Genomic DNA, 24991 nt, shown 5'->3' with positions numbered 1-24991 from the left:
TACTCTCGCTCTATTCTGTGGAGTGACATAATGAATACCAAACTGTATAAGCGGGTACACACTCTGGCTGAGACCATGGTTGAGGCTGTTGCGAAATCCAACCAAAAGACCTTTGACCTTTGTTACGATGAGCTGAAGCAGCTTTGCCTGGAGCATGAGGGCGTAGAGCGTAAAGACCATCCGGTACAGTGGGAGACGCTGGCTGATTTTACTGAGGATGCGGAGTTGGCTCAGCAGTACTATCAAAAAGCCCTCGATTTTGCTGAGGCCATCGAGAATCAAGATTTCATCGCCTCGATCAACTACGCCTCGGCAGTGCTGAGTATTGAGCAGGGCCAGCCGGAGCTGGCGCTGCCGAAGCTGCAGGCTGCCGATGTCGCTGCTGCTCAAACCGGTGACAGTGAGTTGCAGCGAGAAGTAAAGCAGCTGTTGAAGAAACTTAAGTAGCCACCTTTGCCAGCTCTTGCTGCCAAAGTTGGTGCCAAAAGGCCATGACCGGTTCGTTTTTACCGATAATCATGGTTGGCATGCCGGCCTCGAAGCCGCGCTGGCATTCTTCGGCGGCGGGCAGATCTTCCGTGGTAAATACATCGAAGCCGAAATCGAAGGCTGACTGAGAATCCTCTCTCTTGTTAGTATCGCGGAATATCCCTGAGAAATAGATAATTGACTCATTGGGCTTATTGCCTGGCTCCAGCCTAATCATCTGGGCGTCGCTCTGATTGGTGATTAAGAGTGTGCCAGGGAAAAGGGTATGGTTACAGCCGCCAAGCAGAAAGCGTGGCCATTGCTGTTCGGGTTGTTTTTTGAGGTTTTCGATGCCTTTGACGGCATAGGCCCAACGGCTATGACGCTTGAAGGTGTCGAAGACAGAATTGGGGTCGAGCAGCTGACCGACAGAGTTGCGATGCAGTATGTTGAAGTGATAGCTCTCGTGGCTGAGTCCTGCGATCAGTTTCCAATTGGCTTTGACGTCGATGCGGCGACAGTCGAGCGGTTGGCTGTGTTGTAGCTCAAAACCAACGAGTTGATCGCCAATGTCATCGAGCGCTTGGTCGACCTGTGGTTGGCTGATGCCCCGATGGGGGCCAACAACCAGCACACCGTATTTATCGCTGACAGGCAACTTAGAGAGGTTGCACTCAGGTCCAGCTTGGTCGAAGCACTGCTTTTTAGGTCGGCCGTAGAGTTGCCCGTTTAAATCGTAAGTCCAGCCGTGGAACGAGCAGGTCAGGCGTTTGCGCTCTCCGCTGCCGTTGGCGACCTTGGCGCCGCGGTGGGCGCAGGCATTGATGAAAGCGTGCAGTTGATGGTCTTCATCGCGGGTAATGACGATGGGAATGCCAAGCACGTCGGTGGTAAAATAGCTGCCCGGCTTGCTCACTTCTGAAGCGAAGCCGACAACCTGCGGCGTGTTATGAAAGAAATGCTGTTTTTCTGCGTTGAAGACAGCGTTATCCACAAAGATACTGCTGTCGATCAGAGGGGAGGAGTCTCCCTGTTCCGAGTCACCGATTTCGATGGCATCAATCAGGCGATTGATGAGATTGTTGGTGGTTGACTGGTCCATAGTGCTGTCTTATTGTGGCTGGGGTGCTTACAAGTTAATACCTTAGTATTAATAAGTCAAGCATGGCCATTGAAATAGCTGCCGACAAAAAAGGCGCCTAAGCGCCTTTTGATTGATCGAATGCTATGCGGTATCAGCCGCGACGTTCCTGCACAGCCTGGGCGAGGTTGCGCAGCGCCGCGGCGGTATCATCGATGTTGATGCAGGGGTCGGTAATGGATTGGCCATAGGTAAGTGGTTGTCCATCAACGACGTTTTGGCGGCCTTCAACAATATTGCTCTCGATCATGACGCCAAAGATTGCGTCGTTGCCTTTGGCTACCTGATTGGCGATATCGTTGCTGACATCGATCTGGCGAGCAGGTATTTTGCGACTATTGGCATGGCTGGCGTCGATCATAATGCGTGGTGCCAGGCCGGATTTGGTCAGCATCGAAGAGGTGTCGTCGACTGAGAACATGTCGTAGTTAGGGTGTTTGCCACCGCGTAGGATGACGTGGCAGTCTTCATTGCCGGTGGTGTTAAAAATGGCTGAGCGGCCGCCCTTGGTTACCGACAAAAAATTGTGTGGTTGTGAGGCTGAGTTAATGGCATCGATGGCAACCTGAATATCGCCATCGGTGGCGTTTTTGAAGCCGACGGGGCAGGATAGACCAGAGGCTAGTTCGCGGTGTGTTTGGCTCTCGGTGGTACGAGCACCGATGGCGCCCCAGGAAATCAAGTCGGCAATATACTGTGGACTGATTAAATCGAGGTATTCGCTGCCGGCGGCCAAGCCCATATTACCTAAGTCGAGTAATAACTTGCGGGCAATCTGCAGACCTTTATTGATTTGGAAGCTGTCGTCTAAATCGGGATCGTTGATCAGGCCTTTCCAGCCGACAGTGGTACGGGGCTTTTCAAAGTAGACGCGCATCACAATGAAGACGTCGTCAATCAACTCATCATGCAGGGCTTTGAGCTGCTTGCCGTATTCGATTGCGGCGCCAGGGTCATGAATAGAGCAGGGGCCAACAATGGCTAGCAGGCGATCATCCTTGCCGTGCAAAATATTGTGAATGGTATTGCGGGCCTGATTGACTACGCTGCCGGCTGGTTCGCTGACCGGTAGTTGTTCGATCAGCTGTTCAGGTGAGATTAATTCTTTTAATTCGTTGATACGTACATCGTCGGTGGACTTCATCGGTAAACCTAATTATTTGCAATGGCTAAATACTACCATAGCCCAGCTGTGATGGGCGTTGTCGCGGGGCTTTTGTCGATTTTTTTTGCTTTCTGACGGCCACAAAAAAGCCCGAGGGTTTAGGCTCGGGCTTTTTTGTCGAGGGAGCAGAGAGTTACTTCTTGTTCTTAGCTTCCTGACGCTCTTTCTCTTCAGCGATAACTTTTTCAGCTACGTTTTGAGGGCAAGAGCTGTAGTGTGAGAACTCCATAGAGAACTGACCACGGCCTGAAGTGATGGTACGTAGGTGTCCGATGTAGCCAAACATTTCCGATAGTGGAACGTCTGCCTTGATACGAACGCCAGAAACACCCGCTTCTTGGTCTTTGATCATGCCGCGACGACGGTTAAGGTCGCCGATAACATCACCCACGTTGTCATCAGGTGTGAACACGTCAACAGCCATGATAGGTTCGATCAACTGAGGACCGGCCTTAGGCATAGACTGACGGAAAGCGCCTTTAGCAGCGATTTCGAAAGCGATAGCCGAGGAGTCAACCGCGTGCATGCCACCATCGTAAAGTACGACTTCAACATCGAGTACTGGGAAGCCAGCAAGAGGACCAGTGTCCATCATGCTATTGAAACCCTTCTCAACAGCTGGGAAGAATTCCTTCGGTACGTTACCACCAACAACCTTAGAGCTGAAAGTGAAGCCAGTGCCTGGCTCGCCGGGCTTGATGATATAGTCGATCTTACCGTACTGACCAGAACCACCAGACTGCTTCTTGTGAGTGTAGCTGTCGTCAACTTCTTGGGTGATGGTCTCGCGGTAGGCAACCATTGGCTCGCCAACTTCTAGATCAACGCCGTAAGTACGCTTCAAGATATCAACCTTGATGTCTAGGTGAAGTTCACCCATGCCGCGTAGGATGGTTTGACCAGACTCTTCGTCGGTGTGAACCAAGAAAGTAGGATCTTCTGCAACCATCTTACCGATGGCAATACCCATCTTGTCGATGCCAGTTTTGTCTTTAGGCGTGACAGAGATAGAGATGACTGGCTCAGGGAAGACCATAGGCTCAAGTGTACATTCGTGCTTAGGATCACACAGTGTGTGACCAGTCTGTACATTCTTCATGCCAACGATGGCGATGATGTCGCCGGCCTGAGCGCTGCTCAATTCGGTACGTTCATCGGCGTGCATCTCAACCATACGGCCAATACGCTCAGTCTTACCGGTGAACGAGTTAAGGATGGTGTCACCCTTGTTCAGTACGCCAGAGTATATACGGATAAAGGTCAGGGCGCCGAAACGGTCATCCATGATCTTAAACGCCAGTGCGCGGAAGGGTGCGTCTGGTGTAACCAATGCAACCTCACCGTTTGGTGTGCCTTCTTCGTCGGTTAATGGCTGAGGGTCAACCTCAGTTGGCGACGGAAGATAGTCGATAACAGCATCAAGAATCAGCTGTACACCTTTGTTCTTGAACGCAGAGCCACAGTAAGTCGGGAAGAAGTCCATGGTGCGGGTACCCTTACGGATACAGCGCTTGATGTCTTCCATGGAGGGCTCTTCGCCGTCCATGTACATCATCATTAGGTCGTCGTCTTGTTCAACGGCCATTTCGATCAGCTTCTCACGATACTCTTCGACTTGGTCAACCATGTCGGCTGGAATGTCGATGGTTTCGAAGTTTTCAGGCTGACCTGAGTCATCCCACACGTAGGCTGTGCGAGATAGAATGTCTACAAGGCCTTTAAAGTCTTCTTCGATACCGATAGGCAGAGTCATAACCATTGGGTTTGCACCCAATACTTTCTCTACCTGGCCAACAACGCGTAGGAAGTCTGCACCCATGCGGTCTAGCTTGTTAACGAAGATAATACGAGCGACTTCTGAGTCGTTCGCGTAGCGCCAGTTAGTCTCTGACTGAGGCTCAACACCGCCTGAACCACAGAATACACCGACGCCGCCATCCAATACTTTAAGCGAGCGATAAACTTCAACGGTGAAGTCAACGTGGCCTGGAGTATCGATGATGTTCATGCGGTGATCTTTCCAGAAACAGGTAGTCGCTGCTGACTGGATAGTAATGCCTCGCTCAGCTTCCTGTTCCATGAAGTCGGTGGTAGATTCACCGTCATGTACTTCACCGGTCTTGTGAATTTTACCGGTAAGTTTCAGGATTCGCTCAGTTGTTGTCGTCTTACCGGCATCAACGTGGGCGAAGATACCAATATTTCTGTATTTCGATAAATCTGCCATGGTTATACTCTATAGATTGCAGTCGGAAAAAATCGCGGGGATTATACCAATAGTTTGGACAGATTATTATGCTTTTCTCACTTTCCTTGATAAATAATCTTGAATGTTGGTTCTCAGCAGCTTGAAAAGACGTTTTTAGGACAAAAAAATCTATCAAGAAAGTCCTTTTCTGTTTGCTTAACGTGTTGATATTGTTTGTTTATATCTTTTTTTTATGGCGGCTTCGAGAAAAAACCGCCGTCAACGTGGGTTGCGGCGGACTGTTCGGGATGGATTGGCGAAAATCAGGCGTTTTCCCTAAGCGGCACGACTTTCTGTCGCTGTCGTCTTAAGCAGCGGGTTTCTCATCATATAGTCGAAGGCGCCGAGTGCGGCGGTGGCACCAGAACCCATGGCGATAATAATCTGCTTATAGGGTGCTGTCGTCACATCGCCGGCGGCAAAAACTCCAGCCATTGACGTTTCACCTCGCTCATCGACGATGATCTCACCGCGGCGGGTCAATTCAATAGTGCCCTGAATAAAATCCGTATTAGGGACTAAGCCAATTTGCACAAAGACCCCGGCCAGAGCTATATGCTGCTGCACACCACTGTCGCGGTCGAGATAGCGTAGGCCAGTCACCTTGCTGCCGTCGCCAACCACTTCGGTGGTTTCTGCCTGCAAGACGATATCGATATTGGCTGTGTTGTTTGCTCGCTGGATGAGGACATCATCGGCCAACAGCTTATCGCTGAACTCAAGTACCGTGACATGCTCGACAATACCAGCTAAATCGATGGCGGCTTCGATGCCGGAGTTGCCACCACCCACGACGGCGACTGACTTCCCTTGAAACAGCGGGCCGTCACAGTGCACGCAAAACCCGACGCCGCTGCCGCGGTACTGCTGTTCGCCGGGCACATTGAGCTCGCGCCAGCGCGCACCGGTGGCCATAATCACCGAGTGACTGCTCAGCTTGGCACCGCTTTGCAATTCAATTTCGATCAGGCCGCCCACCTCTTTTGCCGCCACTATATTGCTGACGGTTTGGTTGCTCATAATGTCGACATTATAATCGCGCACATGCTCTTCCAGGCTGGCGACCAACTTGGGGCCTGCTGTCGCCTTGACCGAGATGAAGTTCTCGATGCCGACGGTGTCCATGACCTGACCGCCAAAGCGGTCGGCGATAATGCCGGTACGAATACCCTTGCGTGCGCTATAGATAGCTGCCGATGCGCCGGCCGGGCCTGCACCGACGACAAGCATATCGAAGGCTTCTTTTTGGTCGATGTCAGCAGCTTGCTTGGCACCGGCGCCACGGTCAATTTTTGCGACGATTTCAGCGAGACTGATACGCCCCTGAGAAAAGGATTGATCGTTGAGAAACACGCTGGGCACAGCCATGATGTTGCGTTTGTCGACTTCCTGTTGAAACAGCGCCCCATCGATCATCACATGGGTGATCTGTGGGTTGATCGCCGCCATCATGTTGAGCGCCTGAATCACGTCGGGGCAATTCTGACAGCTCAGAGAGATATAGCTTTCGAAATGGAATTCACCGTCAAGATTGCGAACCTGTTCGATCAGCTCGGGCTCAATCTTCATCGGGTGGCCGCCGCAGTGCAATAGTGCCAGCACTAAAGAGGTAAATTCATGCCCCATGGGCAGGCCGGCAAAACGAATTTCGGAGCCGGTGGCTGCCGAACGTACCATCATGCTGGGTAGTCGTTCGCCGTCGCTGTCGGCGGTGACGATGTTGACCAGGCTGGATAGTGCGGCAATCTCGTTAACCAGGCTGTTAAGCTCAAGTGATTTTTCGCTGTTATCGGTGAAGGCAATTAACTCGACCGGTGTTTTCAAGTGTTGTAGGTAGTTGGCGAGCTGTTCTGTGAGTTGGCTATTGAGTGCGGGAGATAACATAGGAATCGTCCTTACTGGCTGCTGTTTGATGAATTGCAGCCAGTGTAGAGCGACCTTGTTAATAGCTTAAATCGTTATTATTTATTGTTTCGATAGGTTTTGGCGATAGCTAAATTGGTTGTTTAGGTCACTTCTTGCGAAACTGGGCCCAGGTATCGACGCCTGGCTCCGCCTGGTCAGAACCCTGCCAAGGGTTGTCATCGACAGGCTCAACCTTAGGCTTGCGCTGGCGAGGGATAACGACGGCAGGTTCACCAGGTTGTTGTTCAAAGGGGATGATGCGGTCACGGGGGGGGATCTCTAAATCAGACTCTGGCGCCAGTGGGAGGTTTTTAAAGCGGTAGAGATAAAAGCTCTCCAGTTTTTCTCTTGCCCAGACGGTCTTACGCAGAAACTTCAGGCTCGAATCAATACTGGGGTTGCTCTTAAAGCAGTTGATGTTGACGGCGTCGGCCAGTACATCCCAGCCATAGTATTCGACTAAGTCAGCCAGTAAATCGTCCAACTTTACTCCGTGAAGAGGATTATTTTGTTGGAGTGCGATATCGGTCATGGTACTTCCTGTTAACGGCTGCAGAGGCTTATTGGAGGGGTATAGTGAATTATAACACCGTCAGAGGGCTATCGCGAAAGCTAAAAAAGTGCGCAGTCTGTGGATACTGTCAATCGCAAAACTACCGATCAAAAGATAGTTCTGGTATTATCGAAATATCAGTAAAGAGGAGGGTTGAAATGGATATTGACAGCGCAGCCAAGGCGTTAAAGGAGCTGGGGCATCCGACCCGCTTAGCGATTTTTAAGCAGCTGGTTAGGTCGGGCTACCAGGGTTTGCCAGTGGGTGATATACAGCAGCAACTAGGCATTCCTGGTTCAACGTTGTCGCATCATATTTCGGGTTTGGTGTCGGCAGGTTTGGTCAGTCAGCGTCGAGAGGGCCGGGTGCTGTTTTGTGTTGCAGGCTTTGAGCAACTGGAGCAGGTGATGTGTTTCTTGCAGGATGAATGTTGTCTCGATGGTGGGGCGGAGCCACTGGCGTCGTAACAACTGGTACCAATGCCCCCACCGATTTCAGCGGTCGAGGGGGAGTGAATAAGTGTGAAAATCTTCCAACACTCTCTTATAGCCTAATTTCTCGTAAAGGCGTTGCCCCACGTTGTTGTCGAATGCGGTTTCCAGGTCGATGCGACCGGCGCCATTTTCCGTCGCAAAAGCCTTTGCCCTGTTCATCAGAGCCTCACCAACACCCTTGCCGCGGCCACTCTTGGCGACATATAAATCATAGAGTATGTAGATTTTGATGGCGTCGACGGAGCAAAAAGAGGGGTAAAGCTGGACAAAGCCCTGCAGTATCCCGCCGTCGTCGGCGACAAAAATTCGCGACTCATTATTGTTGATGCGATCACTGATAAATTGTTTTGCCAGCTCGGCATCGGCAGGGCATTGATAGAATTGGCGGTAGAGGTCGAACAGCGGTGCCAATTGCTCGATATGAGACGCGTCGGCGTTAATAATATCCATGGGTAGTCCTGTTATGTATTTATTTTGTTAAAGCATAGCGCAAAGCTGGCGACAACATTTCTCCCCTAACGGGGTGTGCCATGGGTGGGATAAACTGACGGCTGCACTAGCAATAACGACTAAAACCTCTGTGGAGTGTTTAAACATTTAACTGCCAGTTATATCAGTCGCTCGAACACAGCGGTTGCGTGTGCAAGTTGCCGTCGGCAGTCATGCGATATTTGTCACATACGAAAAAGCCCCAATGACAGGCAGAGCCAATCACCAGGGCTAAAGTGTCAGCCTGTTCTGGCTTAAATTTTGCCAACCAAATCCAGCGATGGTGCCAAGGTTTCCTCACCGGGCTGCCATGCCGCAGGACAAACCTCTCCATCGTGTTCGGCGACATACTGTGCAGCCTGTACTTTGCGAACAAGCTCTTTCGCTGAGCGACCAATACCGAGGTCATGAATTTCAGCGACTTTGATCTCACCTTCTGGGTTGATGACGAAGGTGCCTCGAAGCGCTAAGCCTTCTTCTTCAATCAGAACGCCAAAATTACGAGAGATGGCACCGGTAGGGTCGCCAATCATTGGAAAGTTGATCTTGTTAATCGTGTCTGAGCTGTCGTGCCATGCTTTGTGAGTGAAGTGCGTGTCGGTAGAGACCGAGTATACCTCTACGCCCATGCCCTGAAGCTGCTCATAGTGGTCGGCCATATCACCGAGCTCGGTGGGGCAGACAAAGGTGAAATCGGCGGGATAGAACATAACGACGGCCCATTTGCCTTTAAGGTCGGCATCAGAGACATCGATAAAGTCGCCGTTGTGGAAGGCGGTGGCGCTGAATGGCTGAACAGTAGAGTTGATAATTGACTTGTACATGTAATTCCCCTTGGATCGGCAGTAACTGATTTTGAAAGCAGCATTTGTTGCTGTTGGGGTTATAATAGGTAAAACATTGATATAGGTATAATTGATAGTTCTTATTAATATAATAGGTTTTGACTATTAAAGAATTATGGCATGCTGTGCTGTGACACCACGCATGAACGTCTGCCAATGGCTGTCGCGTAGACTCGACAATAAGAGCAGAGACAATGATTAAACTGAGAGATTTAGAGTATCTGATCGCCATTGATCAATACCGGCACTTCGGCCAGGCGGCGGAATCGTGTTTTGTCAGCCAGCCAACGCTGAGTGGCCAGTTGATGAAACTGGAAGAGCAAATTGGTATTACGCTGGTTGAGCGCCATCGCCGCAATGTGATGTTAACACCGGCGGGCGAGGAGTTGGTAATACAGGCCAAGGTTGTATTGCAGGCGGCCAGCGATTTCGAGCAGCAGGCCAAGGCCCTCTGCAACCCATTATCCGGTGATCTGCATGTTGGGCTCATCCCAACGCTGGCCCCATATTTACTCCCTTTTATTATGTCCGATCTCAGTCAACGTCTGCCGGAGGTCAATTTCTTTCTGCACGAGGAGCACACCAATGTGTTGTTGAAAGAGCTGGACGAGGGGAGAATGGATGTGTTGATTCTGCCCTGGCTCAATGAGATGGAAGGGTTTGAGCGCTATGATTTATTCGAGGAAGCACTGGTGTTGGCAATGCCGCCCACCCACCCTCTGAGCAGTAAACAGATCGTAGAGTTGAGTGATTTAAATGGCGAGCAGGTGTTAACGCTTGAAGATGGGCACTGTTTGCGTGATCAGGCGATGGGTTTTTGTTTCAGTGCCGGCGCCGAGGAAGATAGCCGCTTCCGTGCGACCAGCCTTGAGACGCTACGCTATATGGTCGGCAATGGTTTGGGGATTACTTTGATGCCGCAGTTGGCGGCACAGGACCAGTCGGGGTTGATTGACTATCGAGCCTTTAAACAGCCTGAACCGATGCGTGAGATAGCCCTGGTTGTTCGTCCCAACTACCCGAGAATGACCTGTGTACGAGAGATAGTTGCCTCGATAAGAGCCTCAATGAATAACCGTTAAGTTGTCGTATTCCACAAGGCGATAACGTATACCGATTGAGTAATGTGAAAGAGAGTATGACGATGACGATCAATAAAAACTCAGAAACAATCAGCCAAGCACTTAGCCATAATGTTGATAACTTAGGGCGCATGCTAGGGCAGGCGGTGAGTAATAGTCACGGCGAAGCCTTGTTAAGCAAGATTGAAACGATTCGTAATCTTGCGAAGACGGCGCGTGCAGATAACGACGCTGACCGTCACGAGCTGTTGTCGGTTTTGCAGCAGCTCGATAATGAAGAATTGTTACCGGTGGCCCGGGCCTTTAGTCAGTTCTTGAATTTGGTCAATATTTCCGATCAGCATCACGCAATATCCCGGGAGATGGCCGATGAACTATCATCGACAGAAACGTTAAAGTCTTTATTTTCAGATTTAAAACAACAGGGCGTCAGTGCGAATGAGGTCGCTAAACAAATAGAAAACCTCAATATCGAACTGGTATTAACCGCTCACCCAACAGAGATCACCCGCCGTAGCCTGATTCATAAATACACTGAACTTGATACTTGCCTAGGCGATATCGAACTCACTGGTTACACCGACAGAGAGCAGAGCGCGCGAGCACAACGGTTGGAAGAATTAATTGCACAGATTTGGCATACCGATGAATTCCGCCAGGATAAACCCAGCCCACTGGATGAGGCTAAGTGGGGTATGGCGGTGTTGGAAAACTCATTATGGCAGGCGGTGCCCGATTATATTCGTCGGTTACAGAGCACGGCTAAAGAAGCCTACGACATCGATTTACCGATAACAGCGGCGCCGATCTCCTTTGTCTCATGGATGGGCGGCGACCGTGATGGTAACCCGAATGTCACGGCGGATATTACTCGCAAGGTGTTGTTGATCTACCGCTGGAAAATGGCCGATTTATACCTCAATGATATTGTTGATTTAGTCGACGAGTTATCGATGTCAGCCTGTAGTGAAGCATTGGCTGCGATGACCGATAATAGCAGTGAACCCTATCGCGCGGTGATGAAATCGCTGCGTCGTATCCTCAATAACACGCTGCAAAAAACCGATGCGTTGTTGCGTGGACATAGCTACGAGGGTGGCGAGACCTTAGAGCACATCGATCAGCTTTGGCTACCACTGCACCGCTGTTATCAGTCGTTGCTGGACAGCGGTATGTCAATTATCGCCAATGGTAAATTGTTAGACTTGCTGCGGCGTGTTCGCTGCTTCGGCACAAATTTAGTGAAGCTGGATATTCGCCAAGAGAGCAGCCGACACAGTGCTTGTTTTGCAGAATTAACCCGTTACCTTGGTCTGGGTGATTATAACGAATGGAGTGAGGGGGATAGACAGACTTTTTTACTGGCTGAGCTACAAAGCAAGCGTCCGTTATTTCCCCGCCAGTGGCAGCCTTCGGCCGAGGTGGCCGAGGTGTTGGAGACTTGCCGCGTGGTGGCAGAAAACTCGATCGACCGTTTTGGTGGCTATGTGATCTCGATGGCCAAGGTCCCGTCTGACGTATTAGCCGTGCACCTGCTATTGAAGGAGTCTGGCTGTCAATATGTCATGCCGGTGGCGCCCTTATTCGAAACCCTGGAAGATTTAAATAACGCCGCCGATGTGATTGAGCAGTTACTCAATATCCCTTGGTATAAGGGGTATATCGATGGCTACCAAATGGTGATGATCGGTTATTCTGATTCAGCCAAGGATGCTGGCGTATTAGCCGCCGGCTGGGCGCAGTATCGAGCACAGGAGTTATTGCTCGAAGTCTGCGATAAGGCCAAGGTGTCGCTGATGTTATTCCATGGTCGTGGTGGCACCATTGGTCGCGGCGGTGCGCCGACGCATGCCGCACTGTTATCGCAGCCGCCGGGTTCATTGCGAAGCGGCTTAAGAGTAACCGAGCAGGGCGAGATGATTCGCGCCAAGCTCGGTCTCAGCCCGATAGCGATCAAGAGTTTCGCGCTTTATACCAGCGCAATATTACAGGCTAATATCGATAAACCGCCGGCGCCAAAAGCCCAGTGGCGGGCATTGATTGAACAGTTGGCCGATGACTCCTGTGCCGCCTATCGCAGCTTCGTTCGTGACGATGAAAACTTTGTGCGTTATTTTCGTCAGGCAACGCCGGAGCAAGAGCTGGGTAAGCTCCCCTTGGGTTCTCGTCCTTCTCGACGCAGCAACAACGGTGGCATCGAGTCGTTACGGGCGATACCGTGGATTTTTGCCTGGAGTCAAAATCGCCTAATGCTACCCGCGTGGCTGGGTGCAGGCCAGGCGCTTGGCAAGGCGATCGACAATGGCCAACAGAAACTGTTAGAGGAAATGTGCCGAGACTGGCCGTTCTTTTCAACCCGTGTCTCGATGTTAGAAATGGTGTTTGCCAAGGCAGATATCGAGCTTTCATCACACTATGACAGCGTGTTAGTCGACGCGGACCTGCAATACCTTGGTGATCAACTTCGGCAGCAGCTGCTACAAAATATCGATACGGTGTTATCGATTACTAACGACGGCAGTCTGATGGAAGACTTGCCGATGGTGCGTGACTCGGTGCAGTTTCGCAATACCTATGTCGACCCGTTAAACCTGTTGCAGGCAGAGTTGTTACGACGCAATCGCGCCCACCCCGACCCGCAGCTGGAGCGGGCGATTATGGCGACGATTGCCGGCATTGCCGCAGGCTTGCGCAATACCGGTTAGAGATCGAAAGTTAGCCCTGCCCGCAGGGCTGTTATAAATGTTGAGATGTTTTTGTAATGAGTGATGAAAAAGTAATTATTGGTTTGACCAACCCCAAGAGTGTCACCAACGTCGGTGCAGTGATGCGCGCCTGTGGCTGCTACCGTGCCGATGAAATCCGCTATACCGGCGACCGCTATGACAATGCCGCCAAGCATCAGACCGATACCCAAAAGGCCGGTGCGAAAATACCGTTGATCAAGCAGCAATCGCTGCTCGACGATTTGGCCGATGACATCAGTATTGTCTGTGTTGAATTGGTGGTCGGCGCGACGCCGCTGCCTGCTTTTGAACACCCCGATAAGGCGATCTATATCTTTGGCCCCGAGGACAGCACTATTAAACAGCCGATTATCGATAAGGCCGATGCGGTGGTGTATATTCCGACGGTTGGCTGTATGAATATGGCGGCCACGGTCAATGTTCTACTCTACGACCGATTAGCAAAGAACCAGCAGACGGTGGTCGGTGACGATGTCATTCGCCAGAATCGAGATCGCAATAATACAGTACAGGTAAAGACTAAATAGTTAGCTCGTTAGTCTGTTAAGGGCCTGCTGAAAACGGCTCAGACTCTCCCTGTTGGTCACAATAATAATATTCCCCAGGATAGCCAAGCTCAGTCCGAGCACGGCCATCCATTGCCATTGATAGCCCTCATAAATCGACGAGAGTACCAGCGCAATCAGTGGGAAAATCACCGTGGTATAGGCGGCCTTGTTAGCGCCTAGACGGTCGATCAGCATCAGATAGGTGGTAAAGGCGACGACAGAGCCGAAAACGCTGAGATAAATTAACGCCCAATAATAGGAGGCTGTTGTCGGCAGGCTGAGGCTCTCTCCGCTGAGCCAGACAATCAAGGCTAAAATCATCGCGCCATAACACATGGCATAGCTGTTCGTAGTGAGCGGATGAAGGCCCTTGCTGCCATGGCGACGTGAAATCATATTGCCGAGTGAGAAAAAGTAGGTGCCCAGTGTCGCCAGCCCAATGCCGCGGATAACGGCGGCATCGATTTGTTGACCGGCAAACTCCGGCCAAAATAACAGCAGTAAACCAACAAAGCCGACCGTGCCGGCAACGATGACTCGGCGCGGTATAGCATCGCCCCAGATCAGCCTGCCGTTGATGGCATTGAACACTGTGGCCAGCGAAAAAACCACCGATAATAAACCGCTGGCAATCGATTCGGTGGCATTGTAAAAACACAGAAAGTTAAACGAGAATAAACAGCCCCCCTGCAGCACCATAAAGGCATGGTCGCGGGGGGTGGTCTTTTGTAGTTTGCCCAGCAGCGCCATGGTAGTCATTAATAGCAGGGCGGCCAAGGCAAAGCGATAAAACACCGATACCACGACGGCGACTTCGCCGAGCTGAAAGTATATCGCCAGCCAGGTCGAACCCCAGATAAGAACTGTGATCATATAGAGTGCTGGATTCATGTCGGCAACCGTTCGGTGTAAAGCAGTGACTATAGCAGCTGCGAGATGAGGCCACTAGGGGATGGTTGTGGTAAACGTGGTCGTTAACAGCGGGTAAATTTCAGCCATTGCTACCACGGTACGGTACTGAGGATCTAAGCGGCGTTATTAAATTTTTCTTCGGTGAGGAAAATGCAAGTCATTGTCTGATGGCTTTGTCATGGGTTTTTATATTTTGTTTTAGTCTGTTAAAGGTGTTGATGTGATTTCACTGTTTTTTGTAGTTAATAACTGTTTATTTTATCAGTTTATTCTTCGCTAAGTATGCTGTTAAGTATTTTTGAGTTTTTATATTTTTGATTTCTCTAGGATATTTTTTCAATGGCTTGTGTGGTAATTGTTTCTACGTTTTTGTCGTCACCGACCTTTCGCTGGTAGGTATCTCATTGTCGAGCTGGTCGTCGTCGCAGGTTGTCTGTGATGACATATGGGTGTGATCACATTTAAAGTGTGTTTATCCCCCAAAAGAATGTCGCTTACTTATTGGTGACTTGCTACAGTGCGGGCAAGTATTTTTGAGGTCATGATAATGAGCAAGCCCGGAAGAATTAAACCCCCTATGGGGCACGATAATGCCTGGTGGTGGCAGCAAGCCGCCGAAGATAAACTGGTCATCCAGCGCTGTGGTGGTTGCCAGGTATTGCGCCATCCACCTAGGCCAATGTGTGATAAATGTCGCTCGATGGAGTGGGATTTTATCGAGGCCAGCGGTGCGGCGACAGTGGTCAGTTTCACCGTATTACGCCACCCACAGTTCCCAGGTTACCGCTACCCATTACCCGTGGTATTGGGCCAGTTGGCTGAGGGGACCCGTTATATTGCCGAAATTATTGATTGTGATCCCGATGAGATCCGTCGCGGCATGCCAATAAGCGTCTGCTTTCAGCAGGACGATGACGGCTTCAAGATACCGGTATTTTGCCCGGTGAAAGGAGATAAGTAATGCCTATCACACTGAATAATGAAGCGGCAATTGCCGGTATTGGTCAGACAACCTTCAGTAAAAACTCTGGTGTCTCTGAGTTGGCGCTGGCATCCGAGGCGGTGAGGAACTGCTTAGACGATGCCGGTTTAGACCCCAGCGAGGTCGATGGTCTGGCCACTTTTACCCTCGACTCAACCGATGAGGTCGAGCTGGCCCGCTCCGTCGGTCTTGGCGATCTCACTATGTTTGCCAAGATTAACTACGGTGGCGGTGCCGCTGTCGGTTTGGTGCAGCAGGCTTGTATGGCTGTGGCCACCGGTGCTGCTAAGAATGTGGTAGTTTGGCGGGCGATGAATGGTCGTTCAGGCCAGCGTATGGGGCAGGGTGTATCGGGGGATATTATCAGCAGCGACCTGATTCACTGGTCGTGGTATATGTCCCAGGGCATGTTAACGCCGGCTTCCTGGGTGGCGCTGATTGGCAGTCACTACATGGCCGAGTATGGCGCCAGCAGTGAAGATTTAGCCGCCATTGCTATTGCCCAGCGAAATCATGCCCTCAATAACCCGGTGGCCGCCGGCTATGGCAAGCCGATTACCCTCGATGATTATATGAATTCGAAAATGGTGTCCGACCCGCTGCGGGTCTTTGACTGCTGCCAAGAGACCGATGGTGGTGTGGCGCTCCTCATCACCACGCCGGAGCGAGCACGGGACTTAAAGCAAAAGCCGGTCATTATTCGTGCGGTAAGCCAGGCTTCTACCCGGGGGCAAGAACAGATGACCAGCTTCTATCGTGATGACTTACTGTCACTGCCTGAGATGGAGTTGGCGGCTAAGCGGGTCTATGAGATGTCGGGTTTGACGCCAAAGGATATCGACGCCACCTGCCTTTATGATGCCTTTACCGTCGAGGTGTTAATGCAGTTGGAGTCCTTTGGTTTCTGTGGTCGTGGCGAGGCAAAAGACTTTATTAAAGGCGGGGCGCTGACGAGTCAGGGCTGTTTGCCAAATAATACCCACGGCGGTTTGTTGTCAGAAGCGTATATTCACGGTGTTAACAATCTCGCCGAGGGGGCGCGGTTAATTCGCGGTCAGTCGACCAACCAGCCGAGTAAGCCGATTAATCACGTGTTAGTGTCCAGCGGTGTTGGTGTGCCGACCGGTGCCGTGATTTTTGGTCAGGACGAGTAGCCTGATAGAACGGTGAGAGCCCGTTTAAATATAACCATCAATTCACCACGGTTGAGCCGACTTAGAGTGTGCTGAGCAGACAGGTCAGGTCGGCAATTTGACGGGGGCTGTTGGTGATGGGTTCAAACTCAAGAAACGCTTTGTCCAATGCCTGCTTGTTGATATCCGGGTGCTTGTTATTAAACAGCGGTGCTAACTCATACCAAAATTGCCAGTGGTTACTGCGGCGATTAATCTGACCAATGGCCCAGACATTTTGGTTGAAATCTCGACCGCCGGTTGGGCAGTTAAGATTAATGCGATAATTAAATTCGCTGCCTGTTTGAGTGGAGAAGAGGTTGGTGAGGCTGACAAACTGACGGTGCAGTGGCAGGTTATTGGTAAAACCCTTGCTGTCGATGCCATCGAAGCCAATGCTGTCATCGTAGATGTTGCTCAGCCGACAAATCATTTCATCCGGATCAATATCGACAACTGTTGATGCGCCATATTGGTGGATATTTTCGTTGAGATATAAACGAATTGCCCGGGTGGTACTGGGCAAATAAATACTGATGCTCTGGCGGTAATCTCCCCAGCTGGCCTCGCGCCCACCTGTGGCCTTTGTTAATGACTGACGGTAATGCTGATTGACAAAGTTATTGTTACTGCACCGCGATATATTGGAGTGGTAAACGGCGTATTTAGCCAGCGATTTCAACACGTCATCCGAGGTCAGATACAGTATCGGCAGAGCGATCAGAGGCAGCATGGCGATAGCCAATAAGATCGACGCTTTGTAATTCTTAATAAAAGACATAGTGTTTAAACATTGGTTGAATAAAACAAAGAGTAGCTCAGAAAAAGACAGACGCTAAAGCGCTAACTATAACACGGGCCTCGCTTTTTACTGCAACAGCTAACGATTGATGTACCGTTCGACGAGCTGCTGGCTAATTTGTTCGATGCTGTGTTCCGGATGTTGTTGCCAGAGGCTGCTGAGGCTACGCTGTAGCCACTGCGTGGGTTGATTGTAACGCTGGTGAAGGTGTTCGGCTTGTTGGCGTATTTGCCGTTGCTGGATTGATTGTTGCTGTTGTTTGAGTAAGTCTTGTACCGCCGCCTCGAAGTCCCCCTTATAGTCTTCAACCAAACTCAGCAGTTTCTCTACCTTGCAGCTGTATTGTTGTGCCAGGCTGTGAAGGGCCAGCTTTCGGCTGCTGAAACGTTGGCCAAAGACAGTAATGTCACCGGGGCTCTCGGCCGGGTTGTAGTATCGGCTGCCGTTAACTTCTAAGGGGAAACCAGTAAAGTGTAGTCGCCCGTGTAAGTCCTCCTCCATGTCGATGACGGCCTTGAGAGAGCGGGTTATATTGGTCATGCCGTCATCGGCAATCATCGTTTCAACCTCTTCACGGCTCCACAACATGGTTTTTTTGTAGGTGGCAGCGTACTTTTTCTTCAATGCTTGGCGAATATATTTGGCGCGCTGTTCAATGGACACATGGGGGTTTATTCCCCCCAGTGTCTTGCATTCGCTGCAGCTTGGGCTGATGAAAAACTGTGCATTGGGGTAGCTGCCGGGGGTGCGGGCGCGGGCTAACGGCGGAATATAGTCTTCAGTATTGGCAATGTCGCCACAGTAATAGCAGCGATGGTAAAACTCAGCATCGATGGCGCGCAGGCGCTGATAGCGAGACAGGGGATTGTATTCGTCAGCCATTATTGAGTGTTAGCACTTAGTCGGTTCATCGCAGCGGTCTGGAGTGGAGCAAGGAGGGCAGTGTAGCAGTTCTGTAAGCAGGGATAAAAGATAAGAAGCCACCGGAGGCGTAAGGGGCGCTCCGGTAACTTGTTCAATACGGTGCTGCATTCAGAGCGGCACCGTTGCCTTTGGCTTAGCCTTGTTTCGGGCCGCCTTCGCTGCCGGGCCAACGAGAGCCACCGATAGTGTCTGCATGTGGCCAGAAGGCTTTGCCGTCGAGTTCACCCTCAAGAGTAATTCGACGATCGAGGAAGATTGGGCTCCACAGTTTGGCCGATAGCTGCTCTCGCATGGGTAATAGTTGTGCTATCGGGTCCCAAGGGCTGTCGCTGAGTTTCAATTCGCCGGCAATAGCTTCTTGGAACTGAGTGCCATATTTGCTATAGACACGAACAACATGGGGAGGGAAATCGTACTTTTCAGGAGAGAGATCGACGGCGCGTGACGATTTAATCCACCATTCGTTCTGCTCAAACTCTTCGCCGTTTGGCAGGACATCGGTCACCTGACCGGTAAACTCTAGGAAGGTATAACCCTGGTGGGTCAGCTTTGCCTTGACCATATCGCCTAGACGATAAAATTGTGTGGCAGCAACAAACTTAGGTTGGCCCCAGCGCTCTTGGCTGATGTGAACGGCGTTTTCCTGATCAATACCAATTGCCAAAGTATACTCACCGGCAATGCCGTTGTAGTTGGCCTCGACATTGATCACATAACCGTATTCTGGCTCACCCTGTACAGGGAAGTTATAAATAGTGATATAGACGTTTGGCTCTGCGCCCGGCTCGATACCGGGGGGGAGTAAAGCGGCAATTTTATCGGCATCGGTACGATAGGCGATTTTTAGCATTGGCCATTGGGTGATTTCACCGGGATTATTTTGCGGGCCCATGGTTAACTCCTTGTGTTGTTATTATTGTGTTGTTTTACAGATGCTGCATCTGGATGACAGACAGAATAGCCCGATTTGCTTTTGTTATTCACTTCTTTTTAGCAGTCTAAATATATTGTCATAAAGTGGTATTTTTAGTCGCATAAGTACTGACTAACCGGTTAATGGTTCTTGTAGAGTGATTTTGAACCGAAGTAGCGGTTTCATGGTTGCTCTGTGGCTAAGTTAACGAAACGGTAAATTTTAAATCAATATAGATACACTATGCTGACTTCTGTACCGTTAAAGATATAACAATAATGGTTTCTGAAGTCGTCGATGTTGGCGATAGCACAGAAGCGGAGAGGACTAGTCGTTTTATGATTACTAAAAAATCGTCGACAAATTTGATCAGGTTTGGGCTGGTTGTCATCGTTGCCCTGATTGCCTGTGAATTATTTTTCCTGTCCTGATCGAGAGTGGATTCAGCGAAAAAAATGGGCAAAGTTGTCGAGAAAATAATGCCCTGTTTCTAATCCGAGTTGATAATCCTGTTCCAACGCCTTGGTCGAACTGGCTAAAGATCGACTGTCTAATGCCTCGGCAGGGGCAATCTCAATGACAATCTTACCCTCTGGTGGTTGATTAATCAGAGCCAGTGTCTCGTCGTAACGACTGTCGTGCAATTTCATCAGATCATACATCGCCTTGTATTGTGGGTTGCGATCATAAAACGCCTGTACCGGGTTAATCATCTTGGCGCTGTCGATTTTTTCTTTGATGATATTTGGCAGTAGGTGTAGATGCTCACTGACGGCATTGCTAAAGCTATCGCCTAGATTCTCAGGCAGCAAATCTTTGATGCTATCACTGGCCTTCTGCTTCCATAACGATTCGCTTTCTTTATTGCTTGGCACAGTGCGGATAACCACCACAATATTGGCGTGCCGGTCGAAGGCTTGCTGCAGGGGAATAGGGGCAGTCAAACCGCCATCAACCAGTGTTCGGCCCTGATACTTCACGCCGCTTTTATAGAGAAATGGAATGGCACTGGACGCTTTAAGCAGGTGGAATATATTGCGTTCAGTGGGGCATAAGGTCAGAGTTTCTTTGTTGTCGATATCGGAGGCGACAATTAGTAATTGGCCGGGCCGGATGTTGTTGAGCTGTTTAATTGGCAGCCCTAAACTATTCTTCGACTCTTGTTGGGCGTTATCAAAAAACCAATCTAAGTCCATGCTGTGGTCGTCGCTAAAAATGTTTCGCGGCTTGAAAAACTCCTTATGGGTGCTGAGTTCATAGATGCTTTTTCGTGCGAAACCCGCCTGCTTAAGAAAATAACTGGTGACATTCTGGGCTCCGGCAGAGGTGCCGACGAGGGTGTCGAAGGGGGAGAAATCGCGGGCCAAAAAAGCATCGAGAATGCCGGCGGTAAAAATTCCTCGTTGACCACCACCCTCGGCAACAAGGGCAAAGTGAGGGTTTTTGGGCAGTTGCCGATGTGGTCGCCTAACGGAAATGTTTTCGTTGTTTAGGTGAAAAACAGTCGACATCGATTCTGGCTCCAATTGTCCATTATTTAGCTCTGCAACACTTGCAGGGGGAGACCAAGAATAGCATCACCGCTGCCAGCAAAATAGAGGATGATGGCGACGAGGCCAGCAACGGTCAGAAAATACCACAGTGCTGAAAATATTTGCCCATAGCGGTCGAGGGGGATGAGGTGGGTGTGATAACGGTGTTTCCACTCAGAGAGAATTTCAAACGTGCCGATAATCAGCAAAAAACCAAGTAAGCTGAGGCTAAGAGCGTAGCTGATATAAACACCGATGAGGGCGGCGGCAATACAAAGTCCCAACCCCATTTTGCTGTGCATGGAAAAGCTGATGCTCTTCAACACATGACCGCCATCCAGGGGCAGTATTGGCAACAGGTTAAACAGGTTAAGCAGGGCGCTAAAAGCTGATAGGCCAGCAAAGAAAATGTTATCTGTTAGCCAATAAACCAGCAGGCAGATAAATGCCATCAAGAGACCAAAAACAGGCCCCATTAATGAGATGGTAACATCTTGCCAGCGGCTGCTGATTTTCTCATCGCTGACGGCGAGGCCACCAAGAAAGGGGACAAGGTAGATGCCCTTAGTCCTCATGCCAAAATATTTCATCGCGCGAATATGGCCGTATTCATGGAAGACTAAGCAGGCGATTAAAGCGACGGCGAATTGCAGCGAAAACAGCCAAGAGTAAGCCGCCAAACTGGCGCCAGCCAGGACTACCTTGATCATTTTGGCGCTCTTGAGTAGTTTAAATCCCAGTGAGGCCAGGCCGATAATACCCATTTTGGGCCGAGGTATATTGTGGGGCTGCGCTGGAATCACCGCCAATTGTTGCTGATCCACCTCGCCCTGCTGAACGGGGTTGCCGTCGACCTTTAGCTGATATTTGAACAGTATCGGTTGCCACTGATAGTCAACCAGCAGTTCACATTCGAGTTGCTGCGAGGGGTGTTGGCCGTCTTCTGCGATATGGTGTTGCTGGCCAAATTGTTGCAGGGTAAAGCGGTGATGTATAGTGCCGCTGTTGGTTGCAGCGCTGGGGGTTTTGATTTGACTGATAATCGTATCGCCCCAACTAAGCTGTTGCCAGCCAGCCATTGAGGCTTCTAACATCAGTGGTTTACCATAAAAATCGAGGTTAAATAGTTGCAAGTTGATTCTCTGTCGCTAAATTCACACATTTATTTTGCTATTATCCCATAGCGGCGTGGCAGTGTAATCGGTAACCGATGATTAATTTTAATCAGGGGACTGCTGTCTTCAGCGCAAGTTTAGCTGCTTTATAAAGCGGCTGAACAACAATTCAACGCATTGTTATTGGGAGCCCCTATGTTTTTGTCGTTTTTGTCCGGCAAGGCAAAACTAACACCACTTTTTATCATGGCATTGTTGACCTTGAGTGTCAGGGCTAACGAAATGCCCGCCGCTGAGAAAAGCAGCAGTGACACTGAGCCTTCCAGTATTATTGTCGAGAATGCCAGCGGTACGATAGCGATTGAAATCCCCCAGGCTGAACCGCAAAGTAATGATGATACTGCTGGTTCCGCCGGTATGAGTACTGTTGCTAATGAAATCACGACCGAGCTGGCCACGGAAACAACTTATCCGGCCAGTACGGTACAGGCATTGCGCGATCAGGTGATTGAGCAGTTGCCTCAGGCTGAAAGTGTCGATTTGGGCAAGCCTATGGCGGTTGAGAGTCCGGCGCCAGCATCGATTACTGACAGCAAAAAAGCACCGCAATCGCCAGCTACAGAGACTGAACAAGCCGCTGAAGTGACGGTTGTTGAGAGTGTTGCTCAGGTTAGCGAGGAAGATGGTCGAGCCTTTGTTTTATTGGGTAAGGAGGTGCCGCCGGCGACGTCTACTCGGTTAATGTGGCAGCCCAGTCAAGGCTTTGCTGGCTTGTATAGCCCGACACCCGTGCTGGTGGTTAATGGCAAACATAAGGGGCCAACCTTATGTCTGACAGCGGCAGTGCATGGTGATGAGTTAAACGGTATCGAGATGGTAAGACAAATCATGTACACCCTCGATATTGAGAAATTGAACGGCACAGTTGTCGGTGTCCCAATTGTTAATTTACAAGGTTTTCATCGGGGCACACGTTACCTGACTGACCGGCGTGATTTGAACCGCTACTTCCCTGGCAATACCAGTGGCAGTTCCGCGGATCGTATTGCCCACTCTTTTTTCCACGAGGTTATTCTGCACTGCGATGCGGTGGTTGATCTACATACCGGCTCCTTTTATCGCACCAACCTACCGCAACTACGTGCGGATCTAACCAACCCACAGGTGGTTGAACTTACCAAGGGCTTTGGCTCAACCGTGGTGTTGCACGGTGAGGGTTCTAAGGGAACGTTGCGTTATGCGGCCGTGCAGGCTGGCATTCCTGCGGTGACTCTTGAGGCTGGAGGCCCGATGATGCTCGACAAGGATGCCGTTGATCATGGCGTCAAGGCGATTCGCACCCTGCTGAATAAGCTGGGTATGTTGAAACAATTTAGTTTGTGGGGTGATCCAGAGCCAGTTTACTATACCTCTGTTTGGGAGCGGGCTGAGCAGGGCGGCATTTTATTCAGTAATGTAAAGCTGGGTTCGCGGGTGAATAAGGGGCAGGTGTTGGGGGTGGTCACCGACCCGATTACCAATGTCAGCACGCAAATACGCTCGCAGCACCGAGGCCGAATTTTAGGCCTGGCATTGAATCAGGTGGTGCAGCCAGGTTTTGCTGCCTACCACGTCGGTATTCAGGCGCCAAAGGAGGATGTCAGTGAGCCCAGCCCAGTGATTGATCATAAGGCGCTCACCAATAGTCAGGAGGCTGCTGAACCGGCTCGGCCTTTTTCTGTGGAGCCCCAGGGGGGCGAAACCCCTCTTGATGCATCGGCTGAGGCGTTGTTGCCCGGTGACGGAGATAGCCTGCCGTCGAATGATGCCGGTATCGCAGATCCCGTCGAGCACTGAGTGCTTGCGCTGGCCCCCGGCAGTGAATCCGGGCGCTGGCAGACTACTGTCAGGCTGCGGGGGATCGTCGTCAGCTTTCAATAATCTTCCACTCTCCGGTTTGATCGACACAGATGGTACGCTCGGTGTTCTCAAGCTGTTTGTTCGCTTTGGCGGCGGTCAGAGTGATCACGCGGCACTGCTTGCCATCTTTTTTGTATTGACGCGCCAGCGTCGTAGTGCCTGAAACGCCGGACTTTTTGTTGCTCCAGGTCTTTGATTGGCCAATGTTTCCCTGGTTGATTAAGTCTTCTACCGTGCCGGTCAGCAGGGCGACATCCTCGTCGTTGAGGTTTTTAGAAATCGCCATCATTTTACTACTGGCGCCAGAGACCATTTTAAATGGGGCCTTGATAATGCCGGTGAAAAAACCCGTCACTGCGCCCTCGCTGGCTTCTTGCCCAGCGACTCTTGCCTCAGCAATCAAGTACTCGGTCTTGTTCAGTGTGACCGGTACCATCTCGCGGGTGGCTTCAACCTCTGCCAATATATGAGGAATCAAGGCCCGATAACCAGCCGACTCATTAATCATGCTGGGGATTTGTTTTCTAACACCGGCGACTTCAGACAGTATCGGCGGGATGGTCAATCGGACCTGCTCAGTCTCGGCGAGAATAGAGGGGATGACGGCACGGGTTTTTTCGATCTCGGTGAGAATCTCGGGGATTTGCCGCTGTATGGCCTCCACTTGTTGCAATATAGGGGGAATTTGCGCGCGTACCAAGGCGACCTCTTCGATGATTTGGGGTATTAACGTGGTGACTGTTGTCACTTCCGACAGTATCGGGTCTATTACCTTGGCGGCATCTTGCGCCTGATGGATGAGCTGAGGCGCTGCTTCTAAGGTTCTTATGACGGTATAGCTGAAATAGGCTAATGCCGCGGATAGACAGATAATACTGAGTGAAAGAAAACTGCTCGTCCATAAACGTGCTCTGTCCATAAAACCCTCTAAATCAGTAAAAAATCTACTGTAACAGAAAATGTCTGCGGGGCACGATCCGACAGCAAGGGAATATTGTGCAGGATATTGTCTGGCGGCGAAAATATATCGCCGGCTTACCCTTGTAGTTAGAGAC

Annotated in this window: 22 protein-coding genes; 8 read left to right on the top strand and 14 right to left on the bottom strand. The window is 50.5% G+C overall.

Features of this window, described 5'->3' with window-relative positions:
* The first annotated feature begins 30 nt into the window (after nt 1–30).
* On the top strand, nt 31–447 hold the full coding sequence (locus tag L9P87_RS05235) for a hypothetical protein (RefSeq protein WP_237443617.1): 417 nt from the start codon (nt 31–33) through the stop codon (nt 445–447).
* On the opposite strand, the gene L9P87_RS05230 is transcribed toward L9P87_RS05235, so the two are convergent.
* The 5 genes from L9P87_RS05230 to L9P87_RS17935 all read right to left on the bottom strand — a co-directional run bounded on the left by L9P87_RS05230 (nt 440) and on the right by L9P87_RS17935 (nt 7459).
* On the bottom strand, nt 440–1570 hold the full coding sequence (locus tag L9P87_RS05230; protein ID WP_237443616.1) for an aromatic ring-hydroxylating oxygenase subunit alpha: 1131 nt from the start codon (nt 1568–1570) through the stop codon (nt 440–442). The genes L9P87_RS05235 and L9P87_RS05230 overlap by 8 nt on opposite strands.
* Before the next feature lie 133 nt (nt 1571–1703).
* Nucleotides 1704–2753, bottom strand: a complete 1050-nt coding sequence (locus tag L9P87_RS05225; RefSeq protein ID WP_237443615.1) for a 3-deoxy-7-phosphoheptulonate synthase — start codon at nt 2751–2753, stop codon at nt 1704–1706.
* 154 nt (nt 2754–2907) lie between these two features.
* Entirely contained in the window at nt 2908–5001 is a 2094-nt protein-coding gene (fusA, locus tag L9P87_RS05220; protein WP_237443614.1) for an elongation factor G, read from the bottom strand.
* A gap of 297 nt (nt 5002–5298) precedes the next feature.
* Nucleotides 5299–6906 (bottom strand): alkyl hydroperoxide reductase subunit F, encoded by a 1608-nt coding sequence (gene ahpF / locus L9P87_RS05215; protein ID WP_237443613.1) that lies wholly within the window; start codon nt 6904–6906, stop codon nt 5299–5301.
* A 127-nt stretch (nt 6907–7033) separates the two neighbouring features.
* Nucleotides 7034–7459, bottom strand: a complete 426-nt coding sequence (locus tag L9P87_RS17935) for a VF530 family protein (protein WP_237443612.1) — start codon at nt 7457–7459, stop codon at nt 7034–7036.
* Nucleotides 7460–7638: 179 nt separating this feature from the next.
* Here L9P87_RS17935 and L9P87_RS05205 point away from each other — a divergent pair, with 179 nt between their 5' ends.
* Nucleotides 7639–7947 (top strand): ArsR/SmtB family transcription factor, encoded by a 309-nt coding sequence (locus tag L9P87_RS05205; protein WP_237443611.1) that lies wholly within the window; start codon nt 7639–7641, stop codon nt 7945–7947.
* 27 nt (nt 7948–7974) lie between these two features.
* Here L9P87_RS05205 and L9P87_RS05200 read toward each other — a convergent pair whose 3' ends face one another.
* A complete protein-coding gene (locus L9P87_RS05200) occupies nt 7975–8424 on the bottom strand; it encodes a GNAT family N-acetyltransferase (RefSeq protein ID WP_237443610.1) in 450 nt (149 codons plus the stop codon).
* A 293-nt stretch (nt 8425–8717) separates the two neighbouring features.
* A complete protein-coding gene (gene ahpC, locus L9P87_RS05195) occupies nt 8718–9287 on the bottom strand; it encodes an alkyl hydroperoxide reductase subunit C (protein ID WP_237443609.1) in 570 nt (189 codons plus the stop codon).
* A gap of 215 nt (nt 9288–9502) precedes the next feature.
* On the opposite strand from ahpC, the gene oxyR reads away from it, so the two are divergent.
* The 3 genes from oxyR to L9P87_RS05180 all read left to right on the top strand — a co-directional run bounded on the left by oxyR (nt 9503) and on the right by L9P87_RS05180 (nt 13664).
* Nucleotides 9503–10390, top strand: coding sequence for a DNA-binding transcriptional regulator OxyR (oxyR, locus tag L9P87_RS05190; protein WP_237443608.1), 888 nt, complete (start codon nt 9503–9505; stop codon nt 10388–10390).
* 62 nt (nt 10391–10452) lie between these two features.
* Nucleotides 10453–13095 carry a phosphoenolpyruvate carboxylase gene (gene ppc, locus L9P87_RS05185; RefSeq protein WP_237443607.1) on the top strand — a complete coding sequence of 881 codons (2643 nt, stop codon included), beginning with the start codon at nt 10453–10455 and terminating at the stop codon, nt 13093–13095.
* 56 nt (nt 13096–13151) lie between these two features.
* Nucleotides 13152–13664, top strand: coding sequence for an RNA methyltransferase (locus L9P87_RS05180; protein WP_237443606.1), 513 nt, complete (start codon nt 13152–13154; stop codon nt 13662–13664).
* Here the strand turns inward: L9P87_RS05180 and L9P87_RS05175 are convergent, their stop codons facing one another.
* The gene (locus tag L9P87_RS05175) at nt 13665–14576 is read right to left on the bottom strand and encodes a DMT family transporter (RefSeq protein WP_237443605.1); all 912 of its coding nucleotides are present in this window, start codon (nt 14574–14576) and stop codon (nt 13665–13667) included.
* Nucleotides 14577–15144: 568 nt separating this feature from the next.
* On the opposite strand from L9P87_RS05175, the gene L9P87_RS05170 reads away from it, so the two are divergent.
* Both L9P87_RS05170 and L9P87_RS05165 read left to right on the top strand, forming a co-directional pair.
* Complete coding sequence (locus L9P87_RS05170; RefSeq protein ID WP_237443604.1) at nt 15145–15558, top strand: Zn-ribbon domain-containing OB-fold protein; 414 nt, start codon at nt 15145–15147, stop codon at nt 15556–15558.
* Nucleotides 15558–16733: a lipid-transfer protein gene (locus L9P87_RS05165; protein WP_237443603.1), complete on the top strand. Its 1176-nt coding sequence runs from the start codon at nt 15558–15560 to the stop codon at nt 16731–16733. Before L9P87_RS05170 ends, L9P87_RS05165 begins: the two co-directional genes overlap by 1 nt.
* Before the next feature lie 61 nt (nt 16734–16794).
* Here the strand turns inward: L9P87_RS05165 and L9P87_RS05160 are convergent, their stop codons facing one another.
* The 5 genes from L9P87_RS05160 to L9P87_RS05140 form a co-directional block, all read right to left on the bottom strand.
* Nucleotides 16795–17532 (bottom strand): hypothetical protein, encoded by a 738-nt coding sequence (locus L9P87_RS05160; RefSeq protein ID WP_237443602.1) that lies wholly within the window; start codon nt 17530–17532, stop codon nt 16795–16797.
* Between the two features lie 99 nt (nt 17533–17631).
* On the bottom strand, nt 17632–18435 hold the full coding sequence (locus L9P87_RS05155) for a hypothetical protein (RefSeq protein ID WP_237443601.1): 804 nt from the start codon (nt 18433–18435) through the stop codon (nt 17632–17634).
* 175 nt (nt 18436–18610) lie between these two features.
* Nucleotides 18611–19369, bottom strand: a complete 759-nt coding sequence (locus tag L9P87_RS05150; protein WP_237443600.1) for an acetoacetate decarboxylase family protein — start codon at nt 19367–19369, stop codon at nt 18611–18613.
* Between the two features lie 464 nt (nt 19370–19833).
* A complete protein-coding gene (locus tag L9P87_RS05145; protein ID WP_237443599.1) occupies nt 19834–20901 on the bottom strand; it encodes a patatin-like phospholipase family protein in 1068 nt (355 codons plus the stop codon).
* Between the two features lie 26 nt (nt 20902–20927).
* Entirely contained in the window at nt 20928–22055 is a 1128-nt protein-coding gene (locus tag L9P87_RS05140; RefSeq protein WP_237443598.1) for a site-2 protease family protein, read from the bottom strand.
* A 177-nt stretch (nt 22056–22232) separates the two neighbouring features.
* On the opposite strand from L9P87_RS05140, the gene L9P87_RS05135 reads away from it, so the two are divergent.
* The gene (locus L9P87_RS05135; protein WP_237443597.1) at nt 22233–23873 is read left to right on the top strand and encodes a succinylglutamate desuccinylase/aspartoacylase family protein; all 1641 of its coding nucleotides are present in this window, start codon (nt 22233–22235) and stop codon (nt 23871–23873) included.
* Nucleotides 23874–23943: 70 nt separating this feature from the next.
* Here L9P87_RS05135 and L9P87_RS05130 read toward each other — a convergent pair whose 3' ends face one another.
* Nucleotides 23944–24855 (bottom strand): RT0821/Lpp0805 family surface protein, encoded by a 912-nt coding sequence (locus L9P87_RS05130; protein WP_237443596.1) that lies wholly within the window; start codon nt 24853–24855, stop codon nt 23944–23946.
* Nucleotides 24856–24991 lie beyond the last annotated feature (136 nt).

The organism is Sinobacterium norvegicum (assembly GCF_923077115.1).
In the GTDB taxonomy this organism is placed as follows: domain Bacteria; phylum Pseudomonadota; class Gammaproteobacteria; order Pseudomonadales; family Sinobacteriaceae; genus Sinobacterium; species Sinobacterium norvegicum.
The sequence above is the reverse complement of the archived record's forward strand: the minus strand, read 5'-3'. Positions and strand labels throughout refer to the sequence as shown.

Excerpts from the sequence above, each read along its gene's own strand:
- L9P87_RS05235 (WP_237443617.1), top strand. The coding sequence starts at position 31 with ATGAATACCAAACTGTATAAGCGGGTACACACTCTGGCTGAGACCATG.
- L9P87_RS05230 (WP_237443616.1), bottom strand. The coding sequence starts at position 1,570 with ATGGACCAGTCAACCACCAACAATCTCATCAATCGCCTGATTGATGCC.
- L9P87_RS05225 (WP_237443615.1), bottom strand. The coding sequence starts at position 2,753 with ATGAAGTCCACCGACGATGTACGTATCAACGAATTAAAAGAATTAATC.
- fusA (WP_237443614.1), bottom strand. The coding sequence starts at position 5,001 with ATGGCAGATTTATCGAAATACAGAAATATTGGTATCTTCGCCCACGTT.
- ahpF (WP_237443613.1), bottom strand. The coding sequence starts at position 6,906 with ATGTTATCTCCCGCACTCAATAGCCAACTCACAGAACAGCTCGCCAAC.
- L9P87_RS17935 (WP_237443612.1), bottom strand. The coding sequence starts at position 7,459 with ATGACCGATATCGCACTCCAACAAAATAATCCTCTTCACGGAGTAAAG.
- L9P87_RS05205 (WP_237443611.1), top strand. The coding sequence starts at position 7,639 with ATGGATATTGACAGCGCAGCCAAGGCGTTAAAGGAGCTGGGGCATCCG.
- L9P87_RS05200 (WP_237443610.1), bottom strand. The coding sequence starts at position 8,424 with ATGGATATTATTAACGCCGACGCGTCTCATATCGAGCAATTGGCACCG.
- ahpC (WP_237443609.1), bottom strand. The coding sequence starts at position 9,287 with ATGTACAAGTCAATTATCAACTCTACTGTTCAGCCATTCAGCGCCACC.
- oxyR (WP_237443608.1), top strand. The coding sequence starts at position 9,503 with ATGATTAAACTGAGAGATTTAGAGTATCTGATCGCCATTGATCAATAC.
- ppc (WP_237443607.1), top strand. The coding sequence starts at position 10,453 with ATGACGATCAATAAAAACTCAGAAACAATCAGCCAAGCACTTAGCCAT.
- L9P87_RS05180 (WP_237443606.1), top strand. The coding sequence starts at position 13,152 with ATGAGTGATGAAAAAGTAATTATTGGTTTGACCAACCCCAAGAGTGTC.
- L9P87_RS05175 (WP_237443605.1), bottom strand. The coding sequence starts at position 14,576 with ATGAATCCAGCACTCTATATGATCACAGTTCTTATCTGGGGTTCGACC.
- L9P87_RS05170 (WP_237443604.1), top strand. The coding sequence starts at position 15,145 with ATGAGCAAGCCCGGAAGAATTAAACCCCCTATGGGGCACGATAATGCC.
- L9P87_RS05165 (WP_237443603.1), top strand. The coding sequence starts at position 15,558 with ATGCCTATCACACTGAATAATGAAGCGGCAATTGCCGGTATTGGTCAG.
- L9P87_RS05160 (WP_237443602.1), bottom strand. The coding sequence starts at position 17,532 with ATGTCTTTTATTAAGAATTACAAAGCGTCGATCTTATTGGCTATCGCC.
- L9P87_RS05155 (WP_237443601.1), bottom strand. The coding sequence starts at position 18,435 with ATGGCTGACGAATACAATCCCCTGTCTCGCTATCAGCGCCTGCGCGCC.
- L9P87_RS05150 (WP_237443600.1), bottom strand. The coding sequence starts at position 19,369 with ATGGGCCCGCAAAATAATCCCGGTGAAATCACCCAATGGCCAATGCTA.
- L9P87_RS05145 (WP_237443599.1), bottom strand. The coding sequence starts at position 20,901 with ATGTCGACTGTTTTTCACCTAAACAACGAAAACATTTCCGTTAGGCGA.
- L9P87_RS05135 (WP_237443597.1), top strand. The coding sequence starts at position 22,233 with ATGTTTTTGTCGTTTTTGTCCGGCAAGGCAAAACTAACACCACTTTTT.
- L9P87_RS05130 (WP_237443596.1), bottom strand. The coding sequence starts at position 24,855 with ATGGACAGAGCACGTTTATGGACGAGCAGTTTTCTTTCACTCAGTATT.